The sequence below is a fragment of the Franzmannia pantelleriensis genome, assembly GCF_900102875.1.
Taxonomy (GTDB): domain Bacteria; phylum Pseudomonadota; class Gammaproteobacteria; order Pseudomonadales; family Halomonadaceae; genus Franzmannia; species Franzmannia pantelleriensis.
Map to the genome: position 1 here is coordinate 58,430 of NZ_FNGH01000014.1, position 23,023 is coordinate 81,452.

A 23,023-nucleotide genomic window follows, 5' to 3' on the forward strand; every position below is an offset into this window, starting at 1 on the left:
CGGTGATTGGTCGCGCCAATGTCGTCGCGCGTCTCGTCCTGACATCGCTGCTGGTCGGCTGTCTGCTGCTGGCGGGGTGCGCGCCGACGCCGGTGGTGCGCAGCCACTCCTGGGCCCTGCCGCTGCACGAGGCCGAGGAGACCGCGCTGGGCGGCTGGGTGGCCGAGCAACATACCGCGCAGCAGGTGCCCGAGCACAGCGGCTTCCGGCTGCTGGTTGACGGCGATGAATCCTTCGCCCTGCGCGCCGCCTTGTTGGCCAGCAGTGAGCGCACCCTCGACGTGCAGACCTACATCGCCGACGATGGCCTTACCTCGCGGGTACTCCTGGTACGCATGCTGGAGGCCGCCGAGCGCGGCGTCCGGGTACGGCTGCTGTTAGACGATCTGGCCAGCCTCAACAACGAAGCATTGCTGGCCGCCATCGACAGCCACCCGCAGGTGGAGGTGCGGCTGTTCAATCCGCTGCTGCGCGGGCGTGGCACCCTGCTGAGTCGCGGCGTGATGATGGCCGCCGACCTGCGTCGTCAGCATCGCCGCATGCACAACAAGCTGTGGCTTAGCGATGGCCTGGTGGCGATCACCGGCGGGCGCAACCTCGGCGACGAATACTTCAACGCCGATGAACAGCGCAATTTCGCTGACCTCGACCTGCTGGCGGTGGGGCCGGTGGCACGCGATCTGTCGCGTAGTTTCGATGATTACTGGCGCCATCACCTGGCGCTGCCGCTGGCGCGATTCCGCCAGGCCGAGCCTAACGCCTGGCGCGAGCTGCGCGACGATCTGGCGGTATGGCTCGAGGCCCAGCGTCACGACTCGCCCTACCTGGTGGCGCTGCGCCAGCGCTTTGCCGATGCGTCCCCCGAGTCGCTGCTGGCGCCGCTGACCTGGGCGCCGGGACGCGCGCTGTGGGACCCGCCCGCCAAGCTGGCGGGGCGCGGACGTCCGGCCCTGGAGGAGACCCTCACCGCGGACCTGGTCGAGATCATCGACGCCCTCGAGCAGCGGCTGCTGATCATCTCCGCCTACTTCATTCCTACCCGACAGGGCGCCGCCCAGCTGCAGCGCCTGGCGCGAGATGGGGTCGAGGTGGCGGTGATCACCAACTCGCTGGAGGCCACCGACGTGCCGCCGGTGCACGGCGCCTATGCCGGCTATCGGCCCGAGCTGCTGGCCAGCGGCGTACGGCTTTACGAACTGCGTGCCGACCATCAGCAAGCCGCCAGCCTCGGGGTGCCGGGGGCCTCCTCGTCGAGCCTGCATATCAAGGCGCTGGGCTTCGACCATGATCAGCTGTTCGTGGGTAGTTACAATATCGATCCGCGCTCGATCTGGTGGAACAGCGAGGTGGGGGTGCTGGTGGAGAGTGAGACCCTCAATCGCGAGCTGTGGGCGTTGGCCGAGCTGGGCATGAGCCCGGCCCTGAGCTATTCCGTGGGCCTGGATGAAGCCGGCGGCCTCGAGTGGCATACCGATAACGCCGACCAGTCCGAGGTGCTGCGCCGCGAGCCGGGCAGTTGGCTGCGCCGGCTGGGGGCCTGGAGCAGTCGGGCACTGCGCCTCGAGGACTGGCTCTAGACGCCTGTTGGGCGCCCACCGGGAGGAGGAACGATTGCGACTCGATTACCGCGGTGCGCTACCCGAAACCGTCGGCTACCTGCTGTTGCCGGACTTCTCGATGATGGCCTTCTTCGCCGCGGTGGAGCCGCTGCGCATTGCCAACCGCCTCAGCGGCAGGCCGCTGTTCGACTGGACGTTGATCAGCGAGGACGGTGAGCCGGTCACCGCCTCCAACGGCATGACCCTGCTCGTCGATCGGGCCATGGGCGAGGTACATGACGTGCCCTCGTTGGCGGTGTGCAGCGGCTTTGCGCCGGAACAGCACCTCAAGCGCCCGCTGCTGGCCTGGTTGCACCACCTCGACCAGGCCGGCTGTGTGCTGGGTGGGCTCGATACCGGCTGCTTCCTGCTCGCTGCGGCGGGGCTGCTCGGCGGCGAGCGGGTGACGCTGCACTGGGAGAGCCTGCCGGCCTTTCGCGAGCGCTTCCCAGCGATCGCCACCTCCGACGAGCTGTTCGAGCTCGGCTCGCGGCGCTTCTCCTGCGCCGGCGGGGCCGCGGCCATGGACATGGCGCTGGAGGTGATCGCCCGGCGCCATGGCACCAAGCTGGCCATCGACGTCTCCGAGCAGCTGGTGCATGAGCGCATGCGCACCCGCGATGACCAGCAGCGCATGTCGCTGGTGCGCCGCCTGGGGACGCACAATCGCCGCCTGATAGAGGCCGTGGCGCTGATCGAGCGCCACCTCGAGGAGCCGCTGAGCCTCGCCGAGGTGGCACGCCGCAGCGGTGTCTCGCCGCGCCAGCTGCAGCGCCTGTTCGAACAGCATCTCGCCACCTCGCCGCGCCAGTGGTACCTGCGGCGACGGCTAGAGCGCGCCAGGCAACTGCTCGAGGAGACCGACCTCGACGTGCTCGCGGCGGGGCTCGCCTGTGGATTCACCTCCAGCTCGAGTTTCGCCCGCGCCTTCCGAGCCTGCTATGGCGTATCGCCGCGGGAGATGCGCCACGATCCCGACAGGCGCCGCGGCGCCTGAGCCGGGCCCGGCAAGCGTATCGATCAATCGCTCGGTCAGCATGATTCCACGGCTTGTCTAGCGAAGCGGCAGCAGCGGCATCGACTTTCACGTGGCGAGTTCAGGCCGCCGTAATCAACGCGTTGCATCGTCATCGGCGGCGCCTTGGCTATCCTGCTCGTGGGCCATGGCCTCGAGTCGCTCCGAGAAGCGCATGCGGTATGAGAGCACCAGCACCAGCACGGCGAGCCCCATCAGGATAAGGCTCAGCGGACTGTTGAGCAGGCCGCCCAGCCAGTCGCCGCCGCTGATCAGCACCGCCCGGCGCATGCTCTCCTCGAGCATGGGGGCGATCAGGAAGGTGATGATCAGCGGCGCCTCGGGGATACCGAAGCGGCGCATGAAGAAGCCGACGAAGCCGAAGAACAGCATGACCCCCACGTCGTAGGGGTTGCCCTGGGTGGCAAAGCTGCCGATCACCGCCAGCACCATGATGGTTGGCACCAGCACCGGCTTGGGCAGTCCGCCCAGCTTGGCATAGAAGAAGGCGAACCCCCGCCCGATCACCAGATTGAAGAGGTTGGCCAGGATCAGGATGGTGAAGAGGGCATAGATGACATCGGCATGCAGTTCGAACATGCGCGGGCTGGGCGTAATGCCCTGCAGCAGCAGGGCACCGCCGATCAGCGCTGCGGTAGCGCTACCCGGGATGCCGAAGGCCAGCAGCGGGACCAGGGTGGGGCCGGCGGTGGCGTTGTTGCCGGACTCGGCGGCGGCCACGCCGCCCATCACCCCGGTTCCGAGCCGCTTGTGAGGCAGTAGGCGCTTGGCGATCCCGTAGGCGAGAAACGAGGCCACTGTGGCCCCCAACCCCGGGAGCATGCCGACAAAACTGCCGACGCCCAGGCCGATGCTCATCTCGCGCCAGTTGCTCAGGTATTCGCGAAAGGTCAGGGTGTCTTCCTTGTTGCTGAACAGGTCGTTCATCTTGCGCTCGACCTTGTGGCCCAGGCGCGACTCATGGATCAGCTCGACGGCCTGCTCCAGCATGCGGCTCATGGCGAACAGGCCGATGATCAGTGGCACCAGGCTAATGCCGTCGCGCAGCCAGGCCAGGCCGAAGGTGTTGCGTGAAGCGCCGCCCATGGGGTCGGAGCCGATGGTACCGATATAGAGCCCGATGGCGGCGGCGAACAGGCCCTTGGCCACGTGCTTGCCCGAGAGGGCCCCCAGTAGGGCGATGGCCACCACCATCAGCCAGGTGCGCTCGGCGGGGCCGAACTGCAGCGCCGCCAGTGCCATCATCGGGGCGATCAGGATCACCAGCACGTCGGAGAGGGAGTCGGCGGTCACCGAGGAGTAGAGCGATGTCAGCAGCGCCTTGCGTCCCTGGCCCTTCTGGGTCATGCGGTAGCCATCGAAGACCGTGGCGGCGGAGTCCGGCGCGCCGGGGGTGGCGAAGCTGATGGCCGAGATCGAGCCGCCGAACAGTGCGCCCTTGTAGAGGCCGATGACCAGGCCCAGGGCGCCGGTGATGTCCAGGGTGAAGGTCAGCGGCAGCATCAAGGCGACCCCGGTGGAGGTGGTCAGGCCGGGTATCGCGCCCAGGCCCACCCCGACGAACACGCCGATGGTCAGCCACATCAGGGTGTTCCAGTTGAGCACCAGGTATAGGGCCTCGATAAAGGCATCGGGTTGAAACATGGATCGGCTCCGTCGGGGTGGCCCCTTGGCTGCCGGAGATCAGATCAGCAGCGGCAGGAAGGCGCCGGGGAGGCGGATACCCAGCAGCGTGAACACGGCCAGGATGATCAGCGCGATGGCGGCGGCCAGACCCGCCGCGAGGTACCAGGGGCGAAGCCCCAGCAGCAGCATCATCAGCGCCAGGAACAGGGCGATGGGCAGCAGCATGCCCAGCGGTTCCATCAGCGCATACAGGCTCAGGGCGGCGGCGCTGAGCACCACCGCCCAGAGCAGGTCGCGCCAATCCAGCGTGGCGATTTCTTCGACCACGGTGTGGCGCCACCGGTCGAGGGTGAGCGCCAGGGCGGTCACCAGCATGGCGGCAAGCCCCAGTCCAGGAAAAAAGCCGAGGATGAACCCATCACGCTGTTCGCGGTGATACCAGTCCTGCTGCCAGAGATAGGCGAACAGCACGGCAACGGCAATCGCAATGCCGAGTCCCAGCGCCTGGTTGGTACGCCACCATCCTGCCGGTGCTCGGCGGCTTGGCTTGCGCTGCATGGCGTGGCTCCCGAAAGGGCGGCAGGGACCCACCCCGGGTCACTGCCGCGTTACCTTGGATTAGTCGAGCAGCTCGATGGCGGTGCGCATGCGTTCGACCAGCCGAACGTAATCCTCGTTGGCCTCGGGGAAGCCCATGAAGATGACCTCCTCCCCCATTCGGTCGAGCATGGCGGGAACGCTCTCGTCCTCGGTCAGCAGCGTTTCCAGCCGGCGCGAGAACTCGGCGACGACTGCGTCGGGGGTATCGGGATGAAAGCCGATCGGGCGCGGGAAGCGCATGCCCTCAAAGTCGAAATCGGCGGCGATGGGGACATTGCCACCCAGCTGCTCCTCGACGTCCTCGGGCAGCGCAATATCGCTGGTATTCATTACCACGGTACCGCGTTCAGGGACGATACCGAGCGCCGTAGACGCGGTGGCCGCGAGCAGGTCGACATGACCGCCCAGAAAGTCGCTGACCGCTTCGCCGGTGGAGCTGTAGGGCACATAGACGGCCTCGAGACCGGCCTGGTCGAAGATATTGGCCACCCCGGCCAGCAGGGCGTTGGTGCCGGCGATCACCACCGGGCTATCCTCGGCGGCCGCCTTGAGCCCGTCCCAGTCCGCCATGGGGCTGTCGTTGCTGGCAACGATCAAGGAGCGAAAGGCAGAGATATACGCGGCTGCCTTGAAGTCCAGGGGGTCGACCAGCGGGTCGTCTTCCATCAGCGCCGTCATCACCGGGGTCGGGCTGGAAAGCATGGCGGTGTAGCCATCGGCGGGCTGATCCAGAAGGTATTCCCAGGCGAGGGTGGCACCGGCACCGGGGCGATTCTGCAGATTCCAGCCGACGCCGAAATGCTCCTGGGCGCCGGTAGAAATGGTGCGTGCCCAGGCGTCGCTGCCACCGCCGGCGCCGAACGGAATGATGAAATCGATATCGCGCTCGGGCCAGTCGCCGTGGCCATCGGCCTGGGCCATGGGAGAAAGCGCCAGGCAGGAGGCCGCCAGGGCGAGTAGGCCGCTGCGCAGCAGTGACGAAAAGCGCGTGGCGTAAGCAGGCATGATCTTCTCCGTTTCTTGTCGATTGGAGGGGAGCCCTAGCGTCCGTAAAAGCGAACGCAAGAGCTGCCTTTTTCAGGCTAGTCAGCCGCGTCGGGGTTGGCCAGCGGCGTGCGACTTCACCGCCAGCTCGAGTTTCGCCCGTGCCTTCCGAGCCTGCTATGGCGTAATCCCACTGCTTGTTTAACGAAGCGGCAGCCAGCGGCGCCGGGTCGGGCGCATGCCGGGGAAGTTCAGCTCCACCAGGCGTAGCAACAGGGTCAGCACGATGGTGGTGGCCAGGTAGATACCGGCGATCAGCAGCAGCGGCTCGTAGACCAGGAAGGTCTCGTCGCGAATGATATTGGCCGCCTGCAGCAAGTCCATCAGGGCGATGGTGGAGACCAGCGGTACTGACTTGAGCAGCAGGATCATCTCGCCGGTCAGGGTCGGCAGGCAGAGCTGGATGGCTCGCGGCAGCCACAGCCGATAGAGCACCTGGAAGCCGGAGAGGCCGAAGGCGCGGCCGGCCTCCAGCTCGCCGCGGGGCACGCTCTGCATGGCACCGCGGATCACTTCGCCGGCGTAGGCGCCGACGCTGAGGATGAAGGTCAGGGCGCCGAAGAAGAAGGGGTCGCGCAGCAGCGGCCAGAAGACGCTGTCGCGGATGCCCGGGACCCCCTCCAGCAGCCGGCCCACCCCATAGTAGAAGAAGAACAGCTGCACCAGCAGCGGGGTGCCGCGAATCACGGTGGTAAAGGCCCAGGCCAGCCAGGCCAGGGGCCGCGGGCCGCGCAGCCGGGCCAGGGCCACCGCCACGGCGAGGAGCAAACCGCCCACCGCCGAGACCAGCAGCAGCCACAGGGTATTGACGAAGCCCTCCCACAGGTAGGCCTGGTAGAAGGGGTCGCTCAGCCAGGAAAAGTCCATCTCAGGCCTCCGTGGGTTGGCCGCGGCGCACATGACGCTCGAGGCGGGCGAACAGCGCCGTGGAGGTCAGGGTCATCAGCAGGTAGATGACGCCGGCGGCGGCGTAGAAGAGGAAGTAGGCGCGGCTGCTGGCGGCGGCCTGCTGGATGGTGAAGAACAGCTCGTAGAAGCCGATCACGCTGATCAGGGCGGTGTCCTTGATCAGGATCAGCCACAGGTTGGACATGCCCGGCAGGGCATTGGGCAGCATCCCCGGCAGCACGATGCGGTGGAAGCGCGTCCAGCGCGAGAAGCCATAGGCATCGGCGGCCTCCAGCTGGCCGTGAGGGATGGCCAGGATGGCGCCGCGGAACACCTCGGTCATGTAGGCGCCCTGGACGAAGGCCAGCACGCCCACGGCGGTGGCGAAGCCGGTGATCTGCACGGCGCCGCCTATACCGAGTCGTGCCAGCAGGGCGTCCAGGGCCTGGGCGCCGGCATAGTAGAGCAGAATGATCAGCAGCAGCTCGGGCACCGCGCGGATCAGCGTCGAGTAGGCGGTGGCCAGGGCGCGCAGGGGCGCCCAGGGACTGAGTTTGGCGCCGGCGCCAAGCAGCCCCAGCAGCAGGCCAATGGCATAGGCCAGCACGGCGATCTGCAGCGTGGTCATGGCCCCGGCCAGGATGGGACCGGCCCAGTCGCCAAGCCCCTCCGGTGTCATCGCAGTCATGGTTGAGCCTTTCCTTGGTCACACAACGAAGTGCCCCGGCGCCGCTGGCGCCGGGGGGCATGGCAGCCGTCGAGGATTCAGTCGTAGACGCAGACGTCGGTGCCCAGGTACTGCTCGGAAAGCTCGCCGCAGGTGCCGTCCTCGATGACCGCGGCGATGCCCGCGTTGAGCGCTTCGCGCAGAGCGTCATCCTCCTGACGCAGGCCAATGCCGATACCCTCGCCGTAGGCCTCGTGGTGTGGGGCGGTGGCCTTGACTTCGAAGTCGCTCGCTTCGTCCCGGTCGAGGAACTGCAGCATGGCGATCTCGTCGGCGAGGATCAGGTCAAGGCGCCCGGCCAGCAGGTCATTATTGACTTGTTCCGCCTGGTCGTAGAGGCGAATATCCACGCCGCTGTCGCGCAGCTCGCGGCGGGCATAGGCGGCGTTGGTGGTAGCGCTCTGTACCCCCATCACCAGGCCGTCCAGGTCGTCGGGGATGTCCAGCGTCAGGTCGCTGGCGGCGACATAAGCGCCGGGGGTGAAGTAGTAGGGGCGAGTGAAATCGATGACCCGCTGGCGCTGCTCGGTGATCGACATGGAGTTCATGATCATGTCGATGCGCCCGGCGTTGAGGGAGGGAATGATACCGCTCCAGCCGGTGGGGGTGATCTCGCAGTCACGGCCCATGGCGTCGCAGATGGCATGGGCCAGTTCCACCTCGAAGCCGGTCCAGTCGCCGCTGGCGGCCTTGTAGGTGAAGGGCGGGTAGGGCTCGCCGGAGATGCCGACCTTGAGGGGGGCGTCGGCCTGGGCGGTGAGACCGAGGCTCATGGCGACGGCGGCGCTAGCGATCATCAGGGGGAATTTCATGGTCTTCTCCTGTCGTTATGGTTGGTGGAGCGTTCATGCCGCGGGCGCCACGAAGTGGCGGCAGCGGGGATCCTCGAAGACGTCTTGCGGGGTGCCGGAGGCGGCGATGCGCCCCTGGTCGAGATAGACCAGCTGGTCGGAGACTTCGCGGGCGAAGTGCATTTCGTGGGTGACCAGCAGCATGGTGCGGCCCTCATCGGCCAGGCCGCGAATCACTCCCAGCACCTCGTTGACACGCTCTGGGTCGAGCGCCGAGGTGGGCTCGTCGAAGAGCAGCAGGCGCGGTTCCATGGCCAGGGCGCGGGCGATGGCCACCCGCTGCTGCTGGCCGCCGGAGAGGAAGGCGGGGTAGGCGTCGCGCTTGTCGGCCATGCCGACCCGTTCCAGGTAGTGCTCGCCGAGGGCGATGGCACGCCGGCGGGAGAGCCTCTTGACCCGCATGGGGGCCTCGATGACGTTGCCCAGCACGCTGAGGTGGGGCCAGAGATTGAACTGCTGGAAGACCATGGTCACCTTGGCGCGCAGTCGCTGCAGCTGGCGCCGATCCAGGCCGATGATGTCGCCCTGGGGATTGCGGGCGAAGCGAATCGCCTCATCCGCAATCGCCAGGTCGCCGCGGTCGGGGCGTTCCAGCAGGTTCATGCAGCGCAGCAGGGTGCTCTTGCCCGAGCCGCTGGCGCCGATGATGGAGGTGACGGTGCCTTCGGGGACGCTCAGGGAGACGCCCTTGAGCACCTCCAGATCGCCATAGCGTTTGATCAGGTGGTCGGCCACCACCGCAGCGGGGGTGGCGGCCTGGGGACGGAGGGAACGCTCGAGTGATGATGTCATAGGCAATCGGCCTCCGGGGCCGCGGTGGGTGACAGGGCAGGCGAGGCGCCGGCAGCGCGGGCGCGCTCCGCACAGGCCGCCAGGCGTCGACAGGCGTCGGCGAGGCGTTCGGCCTCCACGGTCAGGCTGAGGCGCACGAAGCCTGCTGCCGAGGGCCCGAAGGCCTCGCCGGAGAGCACCGAGATGCCCTCCTCGTCGAGCAGGCGGTCGGCGAAGGCCTGGGAGGAGAGGCCGGTGGCACGAATATCCACCATCAGGAACATTCCCGCCGGCGGGCGGATCGCCGCCACCGCCGGACACTCGGCCAGCGCCGCGCAGACGGCATCGCGGCGCCCCCGGTAGACGTCGCGCATCGCCTGCAGCTCGGCGGGCGGCGTGGTCAGGGCGTCGCAGGCGGCGTCCTGGATGAAGTCAGGGCAGCCGTAGAGCATGCACAGCGCCAGGTGGGTCAGGTGCTGGATCAGCGGTTTGGGCCCCAGTACCCAGCCCAGGCGCCAGCCGGTCATGGCATGTGACTTCGAGAGGCTGCTGATCACCACGCTGCGCTCGGCCATCCCAGGCAGGCCGGCGGGGCACAGGTGCTCGCCCTCGAAGATCAGCTCGGCATAGACCTCGTCGGAGATCAGCCAGAGGTCGTGACGTTGGCACAGCGCGGCGATCGCCGCCCAGGTCTCGGCGTCGATCAGCTGGCCGGTGGGGTTGTGGGGGCTGTTGAGCAGGAGGGCCCGGGTGCGCGGGGTGATGGCCGCCTCCAGGGCCGCCGGGTCGAGGCGGAAGTCCGCCTCGCCGCTCAGCGGCACCTGCACCAGCTTGGCACCGGTGGCACGCAGCACCGCCTCGTAGGTGACGTAGCTGGGCTCGGGCACCAGCACCTCGTCGCCGGGATCGAGCAGGCACTGGGCGGCGGCGTAGAGACCGCACTGGGCGCCGGCCATGACGATGACGTTGTCCGGGCCCGCGGCGAGGCCCCGGCGATGGTAGTCATCGGCGATGGCCTGGCGCAGCGCCAGCTTGCCCTGCACGTCGGGGTAGTGGGTGGCGCCGCCGCGCAGGCTGGCCACGGCGCTCTCGACGATGGGTGCCGGGGTGGCGAAGTCGGGATCGCCCACCGAGAGCACGGTGATCGCCTCGCCGGCGGTCTGGCGGGCCAGCGCACGGTAGTGGATATCCCAGGCCGCGGCCCCTTCGCCGGCGATGCGGTCGGTCAGTCGGGAATAATGCATAGGGGGTCTCACTGTCAGAAACGCTGGGGCCGGTGTCACGCCGGCTAGGGATGCCTTATTTCAGGCTGGCGCGCACCGCCGCCAGACCGGGCTCGCCGTCGCGTGTGGTGACACCCTCCAGGAAGGTCTCGAGCCGCTCGGGGTTGGCCAGCAGCCAGTCGCGGGCGACGGTTTCCAGCTCGCCCTCTTCGAGGCCGAAGTCGCGGATGAACTCACTCTGCTCGTCGGCCGTCAGTTCAAACTGGTCGAGCAGCCGGATCATGTTGGGATTGTCCGCATGGTAAGCGCGGGCCACGATGGTGCGAACATCGCTTGCGCCGTTGTTCTCTCCGAACACGCTGGCGGGATCATCGAGTATCTGCATGTCGTATGCCGGCGCCATCCAGTGCGGCGTCCAGCCGTAGAAGAGGATCCAGCTCTGGTCACGCGTGGCCGCGTCCACCTCGGCCAGCATGCCTGGCGTCGAGGACTCACGGAGTCTCCATTGGCTGAGGCCGTAGGTATCGGCCTCGACGGCTTCGTGGAGGTGGTCGCTGACCGTGGAGCCGCTCTCGATGGAATAGATCTCGGCGCCGAAGCGCTCACGGATCTCGGGATCGGCCAACTGTTCGGCGTGGGTTACGCCTGCCTCATAGACATAGCCGGGTACCGCGAAACCCATGCGCGCGCCGCTGACGTTGTTGCCAAGGTCGACGATGCTGCCGGTCTCCATGGCCGCGTCATAGCTCTGCTGCTGGGAGGGGAGCCAGCCGGCAAGAAAGGCATCGCTGTCGCCACTCTGCAGGGTCTGGTAGCCCACCGTGGAGCTGACCTCGAGCGCCTCGACCCGATAGCCTAGAGGCGCTGCCAGCTGGGCGACAATTTCCGACTTGACCGTGACACCCGGCCAGGGAGGTACCACAAGGCGTAGCTCGTCGCTGGCATCCTGGCTGGCGAACGCGTTGAGCGGCAGCAGGAGGCCGAGGAGGGGCAGGCTGGTGAGTAAGGCGCTGTTGCGCATGTCAGGGATCCTTGTTGTCGATTAGCGATGCGAAGTTAGCGTGGCAGCGATCCAGGCCGCTGCGTCCACCTCGATCAGTAGCGGTGAGTCGTCGTCGCTGAGGTGGGCAAGCGCCTCGCCGAGAGACGCGGGGTCGCCCAGCGCCCGGTAGCGACAGGCGTAGGCGTCGGCCAGGGCGGCGAAGTCCGGCGGCGCCAGATCGACGCCGAGCTGAGGCACCTCGTGCATGGCCATGTAGCGGCGAATTTCGTCATAGCCGTGGTTGTTCCAGATCACTACTGCCACGGGGCGGTCCAGGTCACGGGCGGTGGCCAGTTCGCCGAGCACGAACTGCAGGCCGCCGTCGCCCACCAGGGCGACCACTGGCCGCTCCGGGCAGGTCAGGGCAGCACCGAGCGCCGCCGGCAGGCCGTAGCCGAGGGTGCCGTAGCCGGTGGCGGCATTGAACCAGCGGCGTGGCGCCGGCAGCGAGGCAAGAAAGTTACCGGCATAGACGGGCCCGGTGGAGTCACCTACCAGAATGGCGTCGGGCAGCGTCGCCCGGAGCGTGGCATAGAGCGGCACATAGGGGACGAGCTCCGGGTCCGCCTCGAGGGCCAGCGCGTCGCGCACCGCCGCGGCGCGGCCGTCGTCGGCGCGCAGTGGTAGTGCCTCGGCGAGGTCGTGCATCACCTGGCCCACGTCGGCCAGCAGGGCCAGGTTGGCGGGCTGGTTGCGGCCCAGCTGCTGGGGATCGATGTCGACCCGGATCAGCCGTCCGTCGAGGCGAAAACCGTCATCGAACACCAGATCGTAGTCGGTTTCGCCGAGCTCGGTACCCAGCGCCAGGATCACGTCCGCCTCGGCGGCCAGGCGGCGCGTGGCGGGCAGGCTGGCGGTGGCGCCGAGGTCCTGCGGGTGATCCTGACCCAGGACGCCCTTGGCATTGATGGTGGTCAGCGCCGGGGCCTGAAAGCGTTCGACCAGGGCGCGGGCGGCCTGCGGGGCGCTGGCGCAGCCGCCGCCCAGCAGCAGCAGGGGGCGCTCGGCCCCGGCCAACCAGTCGGCGGCCTGGGCGATGGCGGCCGCCGGGGCTGTCGGCGGGTAGACCCGTAGCGGGCGCGGTGGCGGGGCCTCCACGGGGGCGGCCAGCAGGTCCAGAGGAATCTCGATATGCACCGGTCCCGGCCGGGCGCTCTGGAAGATAGCGAAGGCGCGCGCCAGCACTTCCGGCAGCGCCGCCGGGTCGAGCAGGGTATGGCTGAACACGCTGACGCCGGCCAGGGTCTGCTGTTGGCAGGGCAGCTCGTGCAGCCGTCCCTGGCCGCGCCCCAGGGTGTCGCGACGGTTGACGCTGGAGATCACCAGCATGGGCACCGAGTCGGCCAGCGCCTGCCCCATGGCGGTGGCGATATTGGTCATCCCCGGGCCGCTGATGATGAAGCAGGCCGCGGGCTTGCCGCTGGCCCGCGCGTAGCCATCGGCCATGAAGCCGGCGCCCTGCTCATGGCGTGGGGTGACGTGGCGGATGGGACTGTCGCCCAGGCCGCGGTAGAGCTCGATGGTATGCACGCCGGGAATGCCGAAGGCGGTGTCCACGCCATAGGCGTCCAGCAGTCGCAGCAGGTAGTTGGCACAGGTCTGGGGCATGATCAGTCGTGCTCCACCTGGTGTTCGGGCAGCGGCTCTGGCAGCCCGCCGCGGGGTGTGCGACACAGTACCCGCTCCACCATCGGCAGGAAGTGCTCCAGGGGCAGGGTGTCGTAGTCGGGGTCGAAGCTGGCTTGGTCCCAGTCGTCACAGAAGCGCACGGTACGCACATAGGCCGGGTGGTCGCGATACTGTTCGCGGGCGTGGCGATCCTGGCCGAAGTAGTGGCGATAGTGGTAGCCCTGGAAGAGTTCGTGGTGGCGAATCATCCAGGTATTGAGGGGGTCGATGAAAGGCTCGAGGATGGCCGCGGCGACCTCGGCGTGGTTGGCCGGGGCCAGGTCGTCGCCGATATCGTGGAGTAGGGCGCAGACCACCATCTCCTCATCCGCGCCGTCGCGCAGCGCCCGGGTGGCGGTCTGCAGGCAGTGCTGGTAGCGGTCCACCGGGTAGCCGTGGGTGTCGCCAGCGAGGTTGTGCAGATGGGCCAACACCCGGCGTGGGGCATCCTCGACGTAGTCGCGGAAGCGGGCGTCGATCAGTGCCCAGTCGTCTCGCTGGGCCTCGCCGAAGTGGCGAAAACGCGCTTGATTCATGCGGACTCTCCTTGGGCGTTAAGCTCGGCCTGGCGGCGCAGTACCCGGCGGCGGCTGGCGGTGCTGTCACGGTCGACATAGCCCTGGCGCATGTGGCGCACGCCGCCGGCCAGCTGATAGGCACGGCGCCCGTGCAGCAGCCGATAGTTGTCGATGATCAGCATCTGCCCCGGATCGAGCTTGAGATGCAGGGTCAGCTCCTCGCCGGTGATCAGCTCATGGAAGGCGCGGCGCGCGGCGAAGTAGGCATCGAGCACGTCGGGGGCAAGAGCCGGCACCCGTTCGGTGCGATTGGAGTAACGCACCCGCATGGGCTCACCCTGGCTATCCAGCTCGATCAGCGGCCCCTCGCTCTCGAGGTGGGTGGTATCGTCGCGGTAGCGAAAGCCGGGACGCACCCGGCTCAGGCAGTCGAAGGCCTCAGGATCGCGCTCGCGCAGCAGTCGAGCGGCCATGAAGCCATCGGCCAGGGTGCTGTCGCCGCCCTCGGCAGCGTTGGTCAGGCAGTGCAGCCAGATATAGCCGGGAATGGGATCCCGGTAGGGATTGTCGGTGTGCGGTTCGAGGCCACGCTGGGTCATGGTCAAGTCGTAGGCATTGGCCACCGACTTGACGTCGGCGATGCCGCCCCAGTTGGTGCGCCGCAGCGGGCCGATGCGATCGATCAGCGGGCGCATGCCATCCGCTTCGCCGGGGACCCCGGAGACCATCACGAAGCCGTCACGCTGCAGCGCGTCGAGCATGGCCAGCAGGGCACCGTCGTCGCTCAGGGCGGTGGCGAAGTCGGCTCGGGGAGCGGGCGCACTGGCGGCGTCCCAGAGGCGTTGGGGCGGATCCACGGCCTCGTCGAGCAGCTCCTGCAGCGGGACCTCGCAGCGGTGGCCATCGCTGAAGTGCAGCCTCAGGGCGTGATCGACGCTATCCGCCGACTCCAGGCGCAGGCCCAGCGGCAGCTCGGCGGCCTCGATCAGGCGCTGCCCGGTGCGCGGGTCCCGGGTCTGGGGATCGGGACTGCGCTCGCGCAGCCACAGGGCGGTGAACTCCTGCGATTGATCCCGGTAGTCGAGGACCAGGCGTTGGCCTTCAGACTGGAGCCTGATGTGGGTCATGACGGCGTCTCCACAAGATTCGGTCACTGGCGTTGGACGAGTGCTTATTACCTTATCCGCGGTTGCGGCTCCGGACTTGATAAAATTGGCCGTATGATTGATTTTATTAGCCATCATGGAAACCTACCCCGACAAATGGCCCTATCCGCGGCCTGACTCGCCCCCGCTGCTGACGCCCGATGAGGCCGAGCACACCCTGGACGTATGGCTGGTGCCCAAATTCTCGATGCTGACGCTGTTCTGTCTGCTCGAGCCGCTGCGGGTGGCCAACCGCTTCGGCCGCAATCTCTTCGCCTGGCGACTGCGCTCCGCCACCGGTCAGTCGGTGGTGGCCAGCAACGGCGTGCGCATCGACGTGGATGACGCGCTGGAGACACTCGCTGACGATGCCGGCCTGATGGTGGTCTCGTCCTATGAAGCCGAGTTGACGGTGGGGGCAACGGAGCGGGCGGTACTGCGTCGCATTGCCGCCCATGGCGGCTGGTTGGGCGGGCTGGATACGGCGCCCTTCATCCTCGCCCGGGCAGGGGTGCTGGAGGGGCATCGGGTGGCGCTGCACTGGGAGAGCGTGCCGGCCTTTCGCCAGGAGTTTCCGCACCTGGCGATCAGCCAGGCCCGCTATGAGTTCGGCAGCGAGCGTCTGACCGGCTCCGGAGGGTCAGCCGGGATCGACATGATGCTGGACTGGATCGAACAGGCCTATGGGCCGGCCCTGGCCAACGCGGTGGGGCGCCAGCTGGTTCACCAGCGGGCCCGGGGCGAGGCCTCGCTGGCCCAGCGCCACCTCTACGAGGCGCTGCCGCGCACGGTGGTGCGCGCGCTGGCGGTGATGGAGGCCAACCTGGCCCAGGCGCTGCCGATTCCCGAGGTATGTCGCTTGGTGGGCCAGTCCCAGCGCCAGCTCACGCGGCTGTTCATGGCTCACTTCGGTGAGAGCCCCAAGCAGTGCTACTTGGGTCTGCGCCTCGATCAGGCGCGGCGGATTCTCGCCGATAGCCGCTGCCTCGTCACCCAGGCGGCGTTGGCCGCCGGCTTTACTCAGCCGGCGCACTTCTCACGGGCCTATCGGCGCCGCTTCGGTGAGTCGCCGAGTACCACCGTCGAGCGGGGTTCGCTTTAGACCTGCTGACTCGCGGCGATCCAACGCCGGCGCCGGGCGCGCTGCACCATACGATAGCGGGAGCGGATCTCGTCGCGCTCCATGTAGCAGCCCTGCAGCCAGCGGTGGCCGCTGGTGCCCTCGAAGGCGTCGCGGGCATGCAGTAGCCGGCGATTGTCGAAGATCACCAGATCACCGGGCGCATAGGTGAAGCGGATGGCGAAGCCCGGCTCGCGCAGCATCGCCTGCAGGGTCATCAGGGCGTCATAGGTAGCCTCCACTTCCTCGAAGGGCGCCTGCAATGGGCCGCGCAGGAAGTCGGCGATGCGCACCTCGAGCAACTCGCCATGTGCGTCGAGGCGGATCATCGGCGAGTACCAGACGTAGTCACTGGTCTTGGCGGTATTGGCGTAGCACCAGTGCACCCGCGTCAGGGTGGCGAAGGCATCGGGGTCGCGCTGGCGCAGCGCCTCGGCTACCGCGAAGCCGTCGAGCATCACCGCCTGACCGCCCTCTACGCTGTTCTCCAGGCAGTGCAGCATTTGCAAGCCGGGGTGGTATTCGCGGGTCGGCAGGTCGGTGTGCGGCGGCAGGGCGATGGAGGTATAGGCGTTGGAGTCCGGGTTTGGCTTGGCCTTGACGTCGAACAGCAGGCCGAAGTTGGTGGGCCGCAGCGGGCCGATGCGTCGGGCGATGGCCTCTAGCGAGCCGGGCTCGGTGGGCAAGCCGCGCAGGCGCACCAGCCCCTTGCCCAGCACGCTCTCCAGCGCCGGGGCGAGAATCGCCTCCTCGGCCTCGCTAGCCGGCTCGGTGTCGAGCAGGCCGCTGGCATCGAGGCTGTCTGGGCTGGCGTCGGGGCCACCGTGCCAGCGCCTGACTGGCACCAGCGGCGCCTCGGGGTCGCCGGCGTTGTCGTAGTCGTGAGCGCGCAGCCAGCCGGGGTGGAAGCGTAGATGGCGATGCTCCGGGGCGAAGGTGACGCAGAGCGCGCCGCTCTCATCGATCTCGGCAGCGACAATCTCTGGCCAGGCGGGCAGGGAGGAGAGGTCGAGAATGCGCTCGCGGGTCGCCGGGTTCACGGTGCTTTCGTCGGCGGCGTTCTCGCGCAGCCAGATGCTGTGATAGCGGCTCTTGCGGCCGTCGCTCCAGCTTAGGGTCAGTACGCGGGCATCGTGGTCGACCGAGCGAATATCGGCCTCGATGGGCCAGGCGTCGTAGTCTGGGGTGGGCGGCAGGGTCGGGGGCGAAAACGCGTTCATGGTGGCCTCTCCAGGGTGAGTCGAGAGGCTTAGCTTGCCCGCTGTGGTAAAGGGAAAAGCGGCACTATTCGACGCCAACTATGCACCATTCGACAGCCAGGCCCTATCCCGCTGGCGTCGCAACTGGCTGGGTGTGACACCGTGGCGTTGTCGAAAGGCGCGAGTAAAACTGGAGGCGGAGGCGAAACCGCAGGCCAGGGCGATATCCAGCACCCGATGTGAGGTCTCGAGCAGCAAGCCGTGGGCGTGATCCAGGCGCAGCCCCAGGTAGTGGTCGCGGGGCGGCCGCTCCAGGTAGCGCAGGAACAGGCGCTCCAGGCCGCGCCAGGAGAGCGCCAGGCGCTGGGCAAGGTCGGCGATGGCCAGCGGCGACTCCAGGTTGGCCTCCATCAGGCCGATGGCACGGCGCAGCTCGGTGGGCAGATGGGGCGGTGCTGCGGGGCGCTGGCGGCTGGCGGGCAGACGGCCTCGGGCATGTACCAGCTGGGCGTTGACCCGTGCCGCTAGCGCCTCGCCATGGCGGCGTTCCACTAGGTCCAGAGCCATATCGATGGCGGCGCTGCCGCCGGCGCAGGAGAAGCCCCGCGCGTCCACCTCGAACAAGGACTCCACGGCGTCGACCTGGGGAAAGCGGCGGCGGAAGTCTGGCAGGCTCTCCCAGTGCAGGGTCACGGTCTGGTCGTCCAGCAACCCCGCTGCGGCGAGCGCCACGCAGCCGGTATCCATGCCGCCCAGCACGCAGCCGCGGGCCGCCCGCTCGCGCAGCCAGCCCAGCAGGTCTGGGGTCAGTGCCGCGTCGGGAGCGAAGCTGGCGCAGACCGCCAGGCTGGGGACATCCGGGGTCTGGTCCAGGGCCATATCAACGCCCAGGGGCATGCCGTTGCTGGCCTCCACCGGGGCGCCGTCCCGTCCGATCAGGTGCCAGCGGAACAGCTCACGACCCGCCATGCGATTGGCGATCCGCAGCGGCTCGATGGCGGAGAACAGCGCCACCATGGCGAAGCGCGGCAGCAGGAGGAAACCGATGGTCTCGGGTTCAGGGCCTGAATAATGGAGTCGCATGATTGGCCACTATCGACGTACGCTTGGCTGCCGATGTCATAGGCAGCCCATGGTCATGTAAGAAAAGACGTAAAGCGTGGGTAATGCGTCGCGTAACGTCAAGTTTGTTCTCTTGAGCCGGGCAGACTGGCAGCACACTTTCAATAAGAGGCAAGCTCCCATGTTCGCTAAGTTTGCGTTATCACCGCGTGTGTTGTGCCGTGCTGTCGTGATCGCTCCGCTGCTGTTTACTGCCCAGGCGCAGGCCGATCTTGATGAGGTGCGCTTGGGTGTGCCGCCCTGGCCCGGCGTTACCGTCAAGTCGGAGGTGGCGGCTCAGCTGATGCAGGCCATGGGCTACGAGACGCGTCAGCGTGAACTGGCCGTGAGCGTGATTCTCGAGGGGCTGACAGGAGGCGATCTCGAGGTCTATCTGGGCGGCTGGTATCCGGTCCAGACCGACATGGTCGAGCCGCTGGTAGCCGATGGCAAGGTCGAGAAGCTGGTTTCCAACATCCGCGGTGCCAACTCAGGCCTGGTCGTCCCTCGCTATGTCTATGAGGCTGGGGTCACGTCGGTCGCGGACCTGAACGACCACCGCGACCGTTTCGACGCGGAAATCCAGGGGATCGAGGCCGGGACCGGCATCAATACCGCCATTCTCGAGGCTATCGATGGCGGTCGGGCGGGGCTTGGCGACTGGAACCTGCGTGAAAGCTCCACGGCGGCGATGCTGGCCCAGGCCGAGCAGATGATGGCCAATCAGGAGTGGGTGACCTTCGTTGGCTGGGAGCCCCACTGGATGAACGTCAGCTTTGACCTGGTCTATCTCGAGGATGCCGACGATGCCGGTATCGCTGCGATAGAGAGTACGGTGTGGAGCATCGTGCCTGCCAGCCTGGCTGACGAGGATCCCCAACTGCACCGCTTCCTGTCACAGTTCGTGGTGGATATCGAGGATCAGAACGACTGGGTGCATGGCTACAGTTACCAAGACCGCCCTGCCGATGAGGTCGCCCGCGACTGGATCGGCGCGAATCTCGGCGTCGTGGCCGAATGGCTGGATGGCGTCGAGGCACGTGACGGGGCACCCGCCATTGATGCGGTGAATGCCGCCTACGAATGACGCCTCGGTGGCGAAAGATGACGCTTCAGCGCCTGGCAGAAGTCCTGCCAGGCGTTTTGCATCTCGGGCAGCAGGGCGTGAGCGTGCAGGGCGCCATGCACCATGCCCGAGGCGCAGCGGTAGTCGACAACTGCCCCGGCATCGCGCCAGCGCTGGATGGCGGCTTCCAGCGCTGGCGTAAGGGGATCGTGCTCCACGCTCAGCACGACCGAGTGCGGTCCTGGCGGTTGTGACTCGGCGGCACCTGGCAGTGCCGCTGGGCATGAGCGGGCAATCGACAGCACGTCGTTGCGACTCAGCAGCGGTGCATCGGGGCCCAGCGTCGAGGCGTCGAGCCCGCCCACCGGTGGGTAGATCAATCCCAGCGCGGGTGGTGCCGCGCAATGGTAAGCCAGATCCATCACCAGCCGGCCCCCGGCGCTGTCACCCACCCAGGCCACCGGCGCAATGGCCTCGGACACCGACTGGCAGTCGTCGAGCATGCTGGCATAGTCGACCTCCGGCACCAGGCGGTAATCCACGCTGATGACCTCGCGGCCCAGCTGTTCGGCGAGGCTGGCGGCGATGCCGTGATGGCTGCGTACGGAGCCAATGGTAAAGCCGCCGCCATGCACGAAGAGCACTCGCCCAGGCAGGCACGCTCGTGGCGTGAAGCGGCGTACCGCCACACCGGCCATACCGTCGTCGCTAATGGCCATGTCTGGCGGGTCGGCAGGCGCAAAGACGGCACAGAGTGCGTCGTAGTGGGGCCTCGCTGCCGCTGGGGTAAACGCGCCAAGCTCGTCCAAGCCGGTAGCGAAGCGTTGGATGAAGGTGTCGATGTTCATGCGCTCAGCGCCGGATACCGATGCGGCGCCCGGCCAGCAGCGGCCAGTGCTCTGGCTCGGCGTGGGGCAGCTCGGCCAGCGCCTCGGCCACCGGCGCCGGGAAGGCGTCGGGGCGGCCGCTCTGCTGGTTCATGCCCATCAGCATCTGCTCGCTGGTGGCCAGCAGGTTGCGCTCCTCGTCGAACAGCTCGAAGAAGGCGTGCAGCCGCTTGGCGTCGCGATCCAGCAGGGTCAGCGCCACCTCGAGCGGCTGGTCCTGATGAACTTCGCGGCGGTAGCAGAGATGGGTCTCCAGGGTGTAGAGCGTATAGCCATGATGGGCGCGACCCGCAGCATCCAGGCCGACCTGGTCCATCAGCGCCTCCACCGCCAGGGAGAAGACCCTGGCGTACTCGGCATCGTTCATATGGCCGTTGTAGTCGACCCACGCCGGGGCCACCCGGGTCTCGAGGATCACCATCAGATGCGCCCCTCCAGGCCTTCCGCTTCGGGCCAGTATTTGTGCACCAGATCGAGCAGCTCGACCAGGAAGTCGTCGCGACGGCGATCGAGCTCGCTGACCGGCCGGCCGGCGGCCTGGTGCTCGCAGCCTTCGACCACCTTGTCGATCAGCTCATCGGTTAGCTCGGGGGCCTCGAGCTTGGTCCAGGGCAGCTTCAGGGCGGGGCCGAACTGCTCCAGCATATGCCGCATGCCCGGCTCGCCGCCGGCCAGGTGGAAGGTCAGGAAGGTGCCCATCAGCGACCAGCGCAGGCCGCAGCCGTAGACCACCGCGGCATCGATCTCCTCGGTGGTGGCCACGCCGTCGTTGACCAGGTGCAGGGCCTCACGCCACAGCGCTTCCATCAGGCGGTCGGCGATATGCCCCTCGATCTCACGGCGTACCACCAGGGGGCGCATGGCCAGGTCGCGATAAAGGGCCTGAGCCTGGGTGGTCTGCTCGCTGGCGGTGGCCTCGCCCCCCACCAGCTCGACCAGCGGCAGCAGGTAGACCGGGTTGAAGGGGTGGGCGACGATCACCCGCCCCGGCGCCTTGGCACAGTCTTGCTGCAGGTCGCTGGGCTTGAAGCCCGACGTGGACGAGCCGATGATCACCTCCGCCTCGGCGGCGGCGTCCAGGGCGGCGAGGATCTCGCGCTTGAGCGCCAGGCGCTCCGGGACGTTCTCCTGGATCAGGTCGGCGCCGGCCACGGCGGCCTCGAGGCTGTCGACGAAGGTGAGCCGCGCGGGGCTGGCGCCCTCCGCCAGGCCCAGGCGCTCCAGGGATGGCCAGGCGTTGTCGACGAAGGCGCGGGTGCGCGCCGGGGCCTCCGGGGCCGGGTCGAAGGCCACCACGTCCCAGCCCCGAGCCAGGGCCCGGGCGATCCAGCCGTTACCGATGACGCCGGTGCCGATCACGCTCAGTTGGCGGCTCATGCGTCACCTCCAACGACCTTCCCGGTGCGCGGGTCGCGCAGCTTGAGATGGGCGCGGGTCTCGGCGGGGGTCATCACCCGGGCGCCGAGGTTCTCAATCAGGGTGCCGGCCTTCTCGACCAGTTGGCCGTTGGTGGCCAGGACGCCCTTCTCCAGGTAGAGGTTGTCCTCCAGGCCGACCCGGGCATGACCGCCCAGCAGCACCGCCTGGGCGACCATGGGCATCTGCTGGCGGCCGATGCCGAAGGCGGCCCAGTGGGCGTTTTCCGGCAGCTTGTTGCGCATGGCCAGCATGGTCTCGGTGTCGGCCTCGGCGCCCCAGGGGATGCCTAAGCAGAGCTGGTAGAGCGGGTCGCCGTCGAGCAGGCCCTCCTGCTGTAGCTGGCGGGCGAACCACACATGGCCAAGGTCGAAGCATTCCAGCTCCGGCTTGACCCCGGCGGCCTGTACCAGGCGGGCATGCTCGCGCAGCCAGTCGGCGGTGTTCACGTAGACCATGTCGCCGAAGTTGAGGCTGCCGCAGTCCAGGGTGCAGAGCTCCGGCAGCAGCTCGGCCACCGGCGCATGGCGCTCCGCCGGGGTCTGGATATCGGTGCCCGGGCCGCCGCGGGTGGGGTCCTCGGCGTCGGGGATCCAGTCGCCGCCGCCGCCGGCGGTGATGTTCATGACGATATCCACGTCTGCCTCGCGGACCCGCTCCATCACCTCGCGGAAGTGCGCCACGGAGTGGCTGATACCGCCGGTCTCCGGGTCGCGCACATGGATATGCGCAATGCTGGCGCCGGCCCGGGCCGCAGCGATGCAGTCATCGGCGATCTGCTTGGGGGTGACGGGGACCTTGTCGCTCTTGGCGGTGGTGTCGCCTGCGCCGGTGACGGCGCAGGTGAGAATGACGTTGCGATTCATGGGGACGCTCCTCCCGCGGGTGAATGTGATGAGGGGAGTGTGGTTGAACGGTGGCCAGACAACACTACATAAGGCGCCGGATAGTTGACGTATTGCGCCATTTCTGCCGGGGCGCCAGGCTCAGATGCCTGCGCCACTCACCCGAAGGAACATGCGGGTTGCTTGGTCGATCTGAGCAACGCCTGTAGGCTTTAGCGGCAATGGGTCTGGCGCCTCGGCAGGCGTCTGAGGGGACGGCATTATCAGGAGCGTAATATGCGTCCAGGTCGATCGAATGCGGTGGCCGGCGAGTACGGGGCGGCGACGATGGCCAGCTTTACGGTGCTCGGTGGCATCAGCATGGCGCACCTGGTCAATTCTGCTGCTGGCGACGGTGCTGGTTGGCACCGGCTCGGTGATCGTGGTCTATGCCCAGGAGCTGGTGCCTGGCCGTATCGGGCTGATCTCGGGGCTATTCTTCGGTCTTGCCTTTGGGATGGCCGGTATCGCCGCTGCGCTGCTTGGTTATCTGGCTGACCAGACCAGTATCGAAACCGTCTATCAGCTGTGTGCCTACTTGCCACTGCTGGGCATCGTCGCCTGGTGGCTGCCAACAGTTGAACTGGAGCGCGACTTGAGGTGACGTCGGCAC

General features: G+C 67.7%; 23 protein-coding genes. 5 read left to right on the forward strand and 18 right to left on the reverse strand.

Annotated elements, in window-relative coordinates; all coding sequences use genetic code 11:
• The first annotated feature begins 2 nt into the window (after positions 1–2).
• Positions 3–1,577, forward strand: coding sequence for a phospholipase D family protein (locus BLT16_RS16870; RefSeq protein ID WP_245701733.1), 1,575 nt, complete (start codon positions 3–5; stop codon positions 1,575–1,577).
• 34 nt (positions 1,578–1,611) lie between these two features.
• Positions 1,612–2,595, forward strand: a complete 984-nt coding sequence (locus BLT16_RS16875) for a GlxA family transcriptional regulator (protein ID WP_089659664.1) — start codon at positions 1,612–1,614, stop codon at positions 2,593–2,595.
• Positions 2,596–2,709: 114 nt separating this feature from the next.
• Here BLT16_RS16875 and BLT16_RS16880 read toward each other — a convergent pair whose 3' ends face one another.
• The 12 genes from BLT16_RS16880 to tmpA all read right to left on the reverse strand — a co-directional run bounded on the left by BLT16_RS16880 (position 2,710) and on the right by tmpA (position 14,719).
• Positions 2,710–4,278: a tripartite tricarboxylate transporter permease gene (locus BLT16_RS16880; RefSeq protein WP_089659665.1), complete on the reverse strand. Its 1,569-nt coding sequence runs from the start codon at positions 4,276–4,278 to the stop codon at positions 2,710–2,712.
• 39 nt (positions 4,279–4,317) lie between these two features.
• Positions 4,318–4,818, reverse strand: a complete 501-nt coding sequence (locus BLT16_RS16885) for a tripartite tricarboxylate transporter TctB family protein (protein WP_089659666.1) — start codon at positions 4,816–4,818, stop codon at positions 4,318–4,320.
• 60 nt (positions 4,819–4,878) lie between these two features.
• A complete protein-coding gene (locus tag BLT16_RS16890) occupies positions 4,879–5,865 on the reverse strand; it encodes a tripartite tricarboxylate transporter substrate-binding protein (protein ID WP_089659667.1) in 987 nt (328 codons plus the stop codon).
• Positions 5,866–6,045: 180 nt separating this feature from the next.
• Positions 6,046–6,771, reverse strand: coding sequence for an ABC transporter permease subunit (locus BLT16_RS16895; protein ID WP_089659668.1), 726 nt, complete (start codon positions 6,769–6,771; stop codon positions 6,046–6,048).
• 1 nt (position 6,772) lies between these two features.
• Positions 6,773–7,480, reverse strand: a complete 708-nt coding sequence (locus tag BLT16_RS16900) for an ABC transporter permease (protein ID WP_089659669.1) — start codon at positions 7,478–7,480, stop codon at positions 6,773–6,775.
• A 77-nt stretch (positions 7,481–7,557) separates the two neighbouring features.
• Positions 7,558–8,331, reverse strand: coding sequence for a transporter substrate-binding domain-containing protein (locus tag BLT16_RS16905; RefSeq protein ID WP_089659670.1), 774 nt, complete (start codon positions 8,329–8,331; stop codon positions 7,558–7,560).
• 33 nt (positions 8,332–8,364) lie between these two features.
• A complete protein-coding gene (locus BLT16_RS16910; protein ID WP_089659671.1) occupies positions 8,365–9,162 on the reverse strand; it encodes an ATP-binding cassette domain-containing protein in 798 nt (265 codons plus the stop codon).
• Positions 9,159–10,385, reverse strand: coding sequence for a pyridoxal phosphate-dependent aminotransferase (locus BLT16_RS16915; RefSeq protein ID WP_089659672.1), 1,227 nt, complete (start codon positions 10,383–10,385; stop codon positions 9,159–9,161). The genes BLT16_RS16910 and BLT16_RS16915 overlap by 4 nt, the downstream gene beginning before the upstream one ends.
• A 55-nt stretch (positions 10,386–10,440) precedes the next feature.
• Positions 10,441–11,385, reverse strand: a complete 945-nt coding sequence (locus BLT16_RS16920) for a glycine betaine ABC transporter substrate-binding protein (RefSeq protein WP_089659673.1) — start codon at positions 11,383–11,385, stop codon at positions 10,441–10,443.
• Between the two features lie 21 nt (positions 11,386–11,406).
• Positions 11,407–13,014 carry a 5-guanidino-2-oxopentanoate decarboxylase gene (locus BLT16_RS16925; RefSeq protein WP_089659674.1) on the reverse strand — a complete coding sequence of 536 codons (1,608 nt, stop codon included), beginning with the start codon at positions 13,012–13,014 and terminating at the stop codon, positions 11,407–11,409.
• A 2-nt stretch (positions 13,015–13,016) separates the two neighbouring features.
• Entirely contained in the window at positions 13,017–13,610 is a 594-nt protein-coding gene (locus tag BLT16_RS16930; protein WP_089659675.1) for an HD domain-containing protein, read from the reverse strand.
• Entirely contained in the window at positions 13,607–14,719 is a 1,113-nt protein-coding gene (tmpA, locus tag BLT16_RS16935; RefSeq protein WP_089659676.1) for a 2-trimethylaminoethylphosphonate dioxygenase, read from the reverse strand. The genes BLT16_RS16930 and tmpA overlap by 4 nt, the downstream gene beginning before the upstream one ends.
• Before the next feature lie 115 nt (positions 14,720–14,834).
• Between tmpA and BLT16_RS16940 the strand changes: the two genes are divergently transcribed.
• The gene (locus tag BLT16_RS16940; RefSeq protein WP_089659677.1) at positions 14,835–15,839 is read left to right on the forward strand and encodes a GlxA family transcriptional regulator; all 1,005 of its coding nucleotides are present in this window, start codon (positions 14,835–14,837) and stop codon (positions 15,837–15,839) included.
• Here BLT16_RS16940 and BLT16_RS16945 read toward each other — a convergent pair.
• Together BLT16_RS16945 and BLT16_RS16950 are read right to left on the reverse strand one after the other, a co-directional pair.
• Positions 15,836–17,077, reverse strand: coding sequence for a TauD/TfdA family dioxygenase (locus BLT16_RS16945; RefSeq protein ID WP_089659678.1), 1,242 nt, complete (start codon positions 17,075–17,077; stop codon positions 15,836–15,838). The two genes, BLT16_RS16940 and BLT16_RS16945, sit on opposite strands and share 4 nt — an antisense overlap.
• Before the next feature lie 78 nt (positions 17,078–17,155).
• Entirely contained in the window at positions 17,156–18,139 is a 984-nt protein-coding gene (locus BLT16_RS16950) for a GlxA family transcriptional regulator (RefSeq protein ID WP_089659679.1), read from the reverse strand.
• A 160-nt stretch (positions 18,140–18,299) separates the two neighbouring features.
• On the opposite strand from BLT16_RS16950, the gene BLT16_RS16955 reads away from it, so the two are divergent.
• Positions 18,300–19,244, forward strand: a complete 945-nt coding sequence (locus BLT16_RS16955; RefSeq protein ID WP_089659680.1) for an ABC transporter substrate-binding protein — start codon at positions 18,300–18,302, stop codon at positions 19,242–19,244.
• Here BLT16_RS16955 and BLT16_RS16960 read toward each other — a convergent pair.
• From BLT16_RS16960 to BLT16_RS16975, 4 genes are read right to left on the reverse strand one after another with little or no spacing between them, the layout of a single operon-like run.
• Positions 19,235–20,071 (reverse strand): alpha/beta hydrolase, encoded by an 837-nt coding sequence (locus BLT16_RS16960; RefSeq protein ID WP_089659681.1) that lies wholly within the window; start codon positions 20,069–20,071, stop codon positions 19,235–19,237. The genes BLT16_RS16955 and BLT16_RS16960 overlap by 10 nt on opposite strands.
• A 4-nt stretch (positions 20,072–20,075) precedes the next feature.
• Positions 20,076–20,531, reverse strand: a complete 456-nt coding sequence (locus BLT16_RS16965; RefSeq protein ID WP_089659683.1) for a thioesterase family protein — start codon at positions 20,529–20,531, stop codon at positions 20,076–20,078.
• Positions 20,531–21,487 (reverse strand): L-carnitine dehydrogenase, encoded by a 957-nt coding sequence (locus BLT16_RS16970; protein WP_089659685.1) that lies wholly within the window; start codon positions 21,485–21,487, stop codon positions 20,531–20,533. Before BLT16_RS16970 ends, BLT16_RS16965 begins: the two co-directional genes overlap by 1 nt.
• Entirely contained in the window at positions 21,484–22,392 is a 909-nt protein-coding gene (locus BLT16_RS16975) for a beta-keto acid cleavage family enzyme (protein WP_089659687.1), read from the reverse strand. Before BLT16_RS16975 ends, BLT16_RS16970 begins: the two co-directional genes overlap by 4 nt.
• A gap of 328 nt (positions 22,393–22,720) precedes the next feature.
• On the opposite strand from BLT16_RS16975, the gene BLT16_RS16980 reads away from it, so the two are divergent.
• Positions 22,721–23,014 (forward strand): MFS transporter, encoded by a 294-nt coding sequence (locus BLT16_RS16980; protein ID WP_218124466.1) that lies wholly within the window; start codon positions 22,721–22,723, stop codon positions 23,012–23,014.
• The last annotated feature ends 9 nt before the right edge of the window (positions 23,015–23,023 follow it).

Excerpts from the sequence above, each read along its gene's own strand:
- BLT16_RS16880 (WP_089659665.1), bottom strand. The coding sequence starts at position 4,278 with ATGTTTCAACCCGATGCCTTTATCGAGGCCCTATACCTGGTGCTCAAC.
- BLT16_RS16885 (WP_089659666.1), bottom strand. The coding sequence starts at position 4,818 with ATGCAGCGCAAGCCAAGCCGCCGAGCACCGGCAGGATGGTGGCGTACC.
- BLT16_RS16890 (WP_089659667.1), bottom strand. The coding sequence starts at position 5,865 with ATGCCTGCTTACGCCACGCGCTTTTCGTCACTGCTGCGCAGCGGCCTA.
- BLT16_RS16895 (WP_089659668.1), bottom strand. The coding sequence starts at position 6,771 with ATGGACTTTTCCTGGCTGAGCGACCCCTTCTACCAGGCCTACCTGTGG.
- BLT16_RS16900 (WP_089659669.1), bottom strand. The coding sequence starts at position 7,480 with ATGACTGCGATGACACCGGAGGGGCTTGGCGACTGGGCCGGTCCCATC.
- BLT16_RS16905 (WP_089659670.1), bottom strand. The coding sequence starts at position 8,331 with ATGAAATTCCCCCTGATGATCGCTAGCGCCGCCGTCGCCATGAGCCTC.
- BLT16_RS16910 (WP_089659671.1), bottom strand. The coding sequence starts at position 9,162 with ATGACATCATCACTCGAGCGTTCCCTCCGTCCCCAGGCCGCCACCCCC.
- BLT16_RS16915 (WP_089659672.1), bottom strand. The coding sequence starts at position 10,385 with ATGCATTATTCCCGACTGACCGACCGCATCGCCGGCGAAGGGGCCGCG.
- BLT16_RS16920 (WP_089659673.1), bottom strand. The coding sequence starts at position 11,385 with ATGCGCAACAGCGCCTTACTCACCAGCCTGCCCCTCCTCGGCCTCCTG.
- BLT16_RS16925 (WP_089659674.1), bottom strand. The coding sequence starts at position 13,014 with ATGCCCCAGACCTGTGCCAACTACCTGCTGCGACTGCTGGACGCCTAT.
- BLT16_RS16930 (WP_089659675.1), bottom strand. The coding sequence starts at position 13,610 with ATGAATCAAGCGCGTTTTCGCCACTTCGGCGAGGCCCAGCGAGACGAC.
- tmpA (WP_089659676.1), bottom strand. The coding sequence starts at position 14,719 with ATGACCCACATCAGGCTCCAGTCTGAAGGCCAACGCCTGGTCCTCGAC.
- BLT16_RS16940 (WP_089659677.1), top strand. The coding sequence starts at position 14,835 with ATGGAAACCTACCCCGACAAATGGCCCTATCCGCGGCCTGACTCGCCC.
- BLT16_RS16945 (WP_089659678.1), bottom strand. The coding sequence starts at position 17,077 with ATGAACGCGTTTTCGCCCCCGACCCTGCCGCCCACCCCAGACTACGAC.
- BLT16_RS16950 (WP_089659679.1), bottom strand. The coding sequence starts at position 18,139 with ATGCGACTCCATTATTCAGGCCCTGAACCCGAGACCATCGGTTTCCTC.
- BLT16_RS16955 (WP_089659680.1), top strand. The coding sequence starts at position 18,300 with ATGTTCGCTAAGTTTGCGTTATCACCGCGTGTGTTGTGCCGTGCTGTC.
- BLT16_RS16960 (WP_089659681.1), bottom strand. The coding sequence starts at position 20,071 with ATGAACATCGACACCTTCATCCAACGCTTCGCTACCGGCTTGGACGAG.
- BLT16_RS16965 (WP_089659683.1), bottom strand. The coding sequence starts at position 20,531 with ATGGTGATCCTCGAGACCCGGGTGGCCCCGGCGTGGGTCGACTACAAC.
- BLT16_RS16970 (WP_089659685.1), bottom strand. The coding sequence starts at position 21,487 with ATGAGCCGCCAACTGAGCGTGATCGGCACCGGCGTCATCGGTAACGGC.
- BLT16_RS16975 (WP_089659687.1), bottom strand. The coding sequence starts at position 22,392 with ATGAATCGCAACGTCATTCTCACCTGCGCCGTCACCGGCGCAGGCGAC.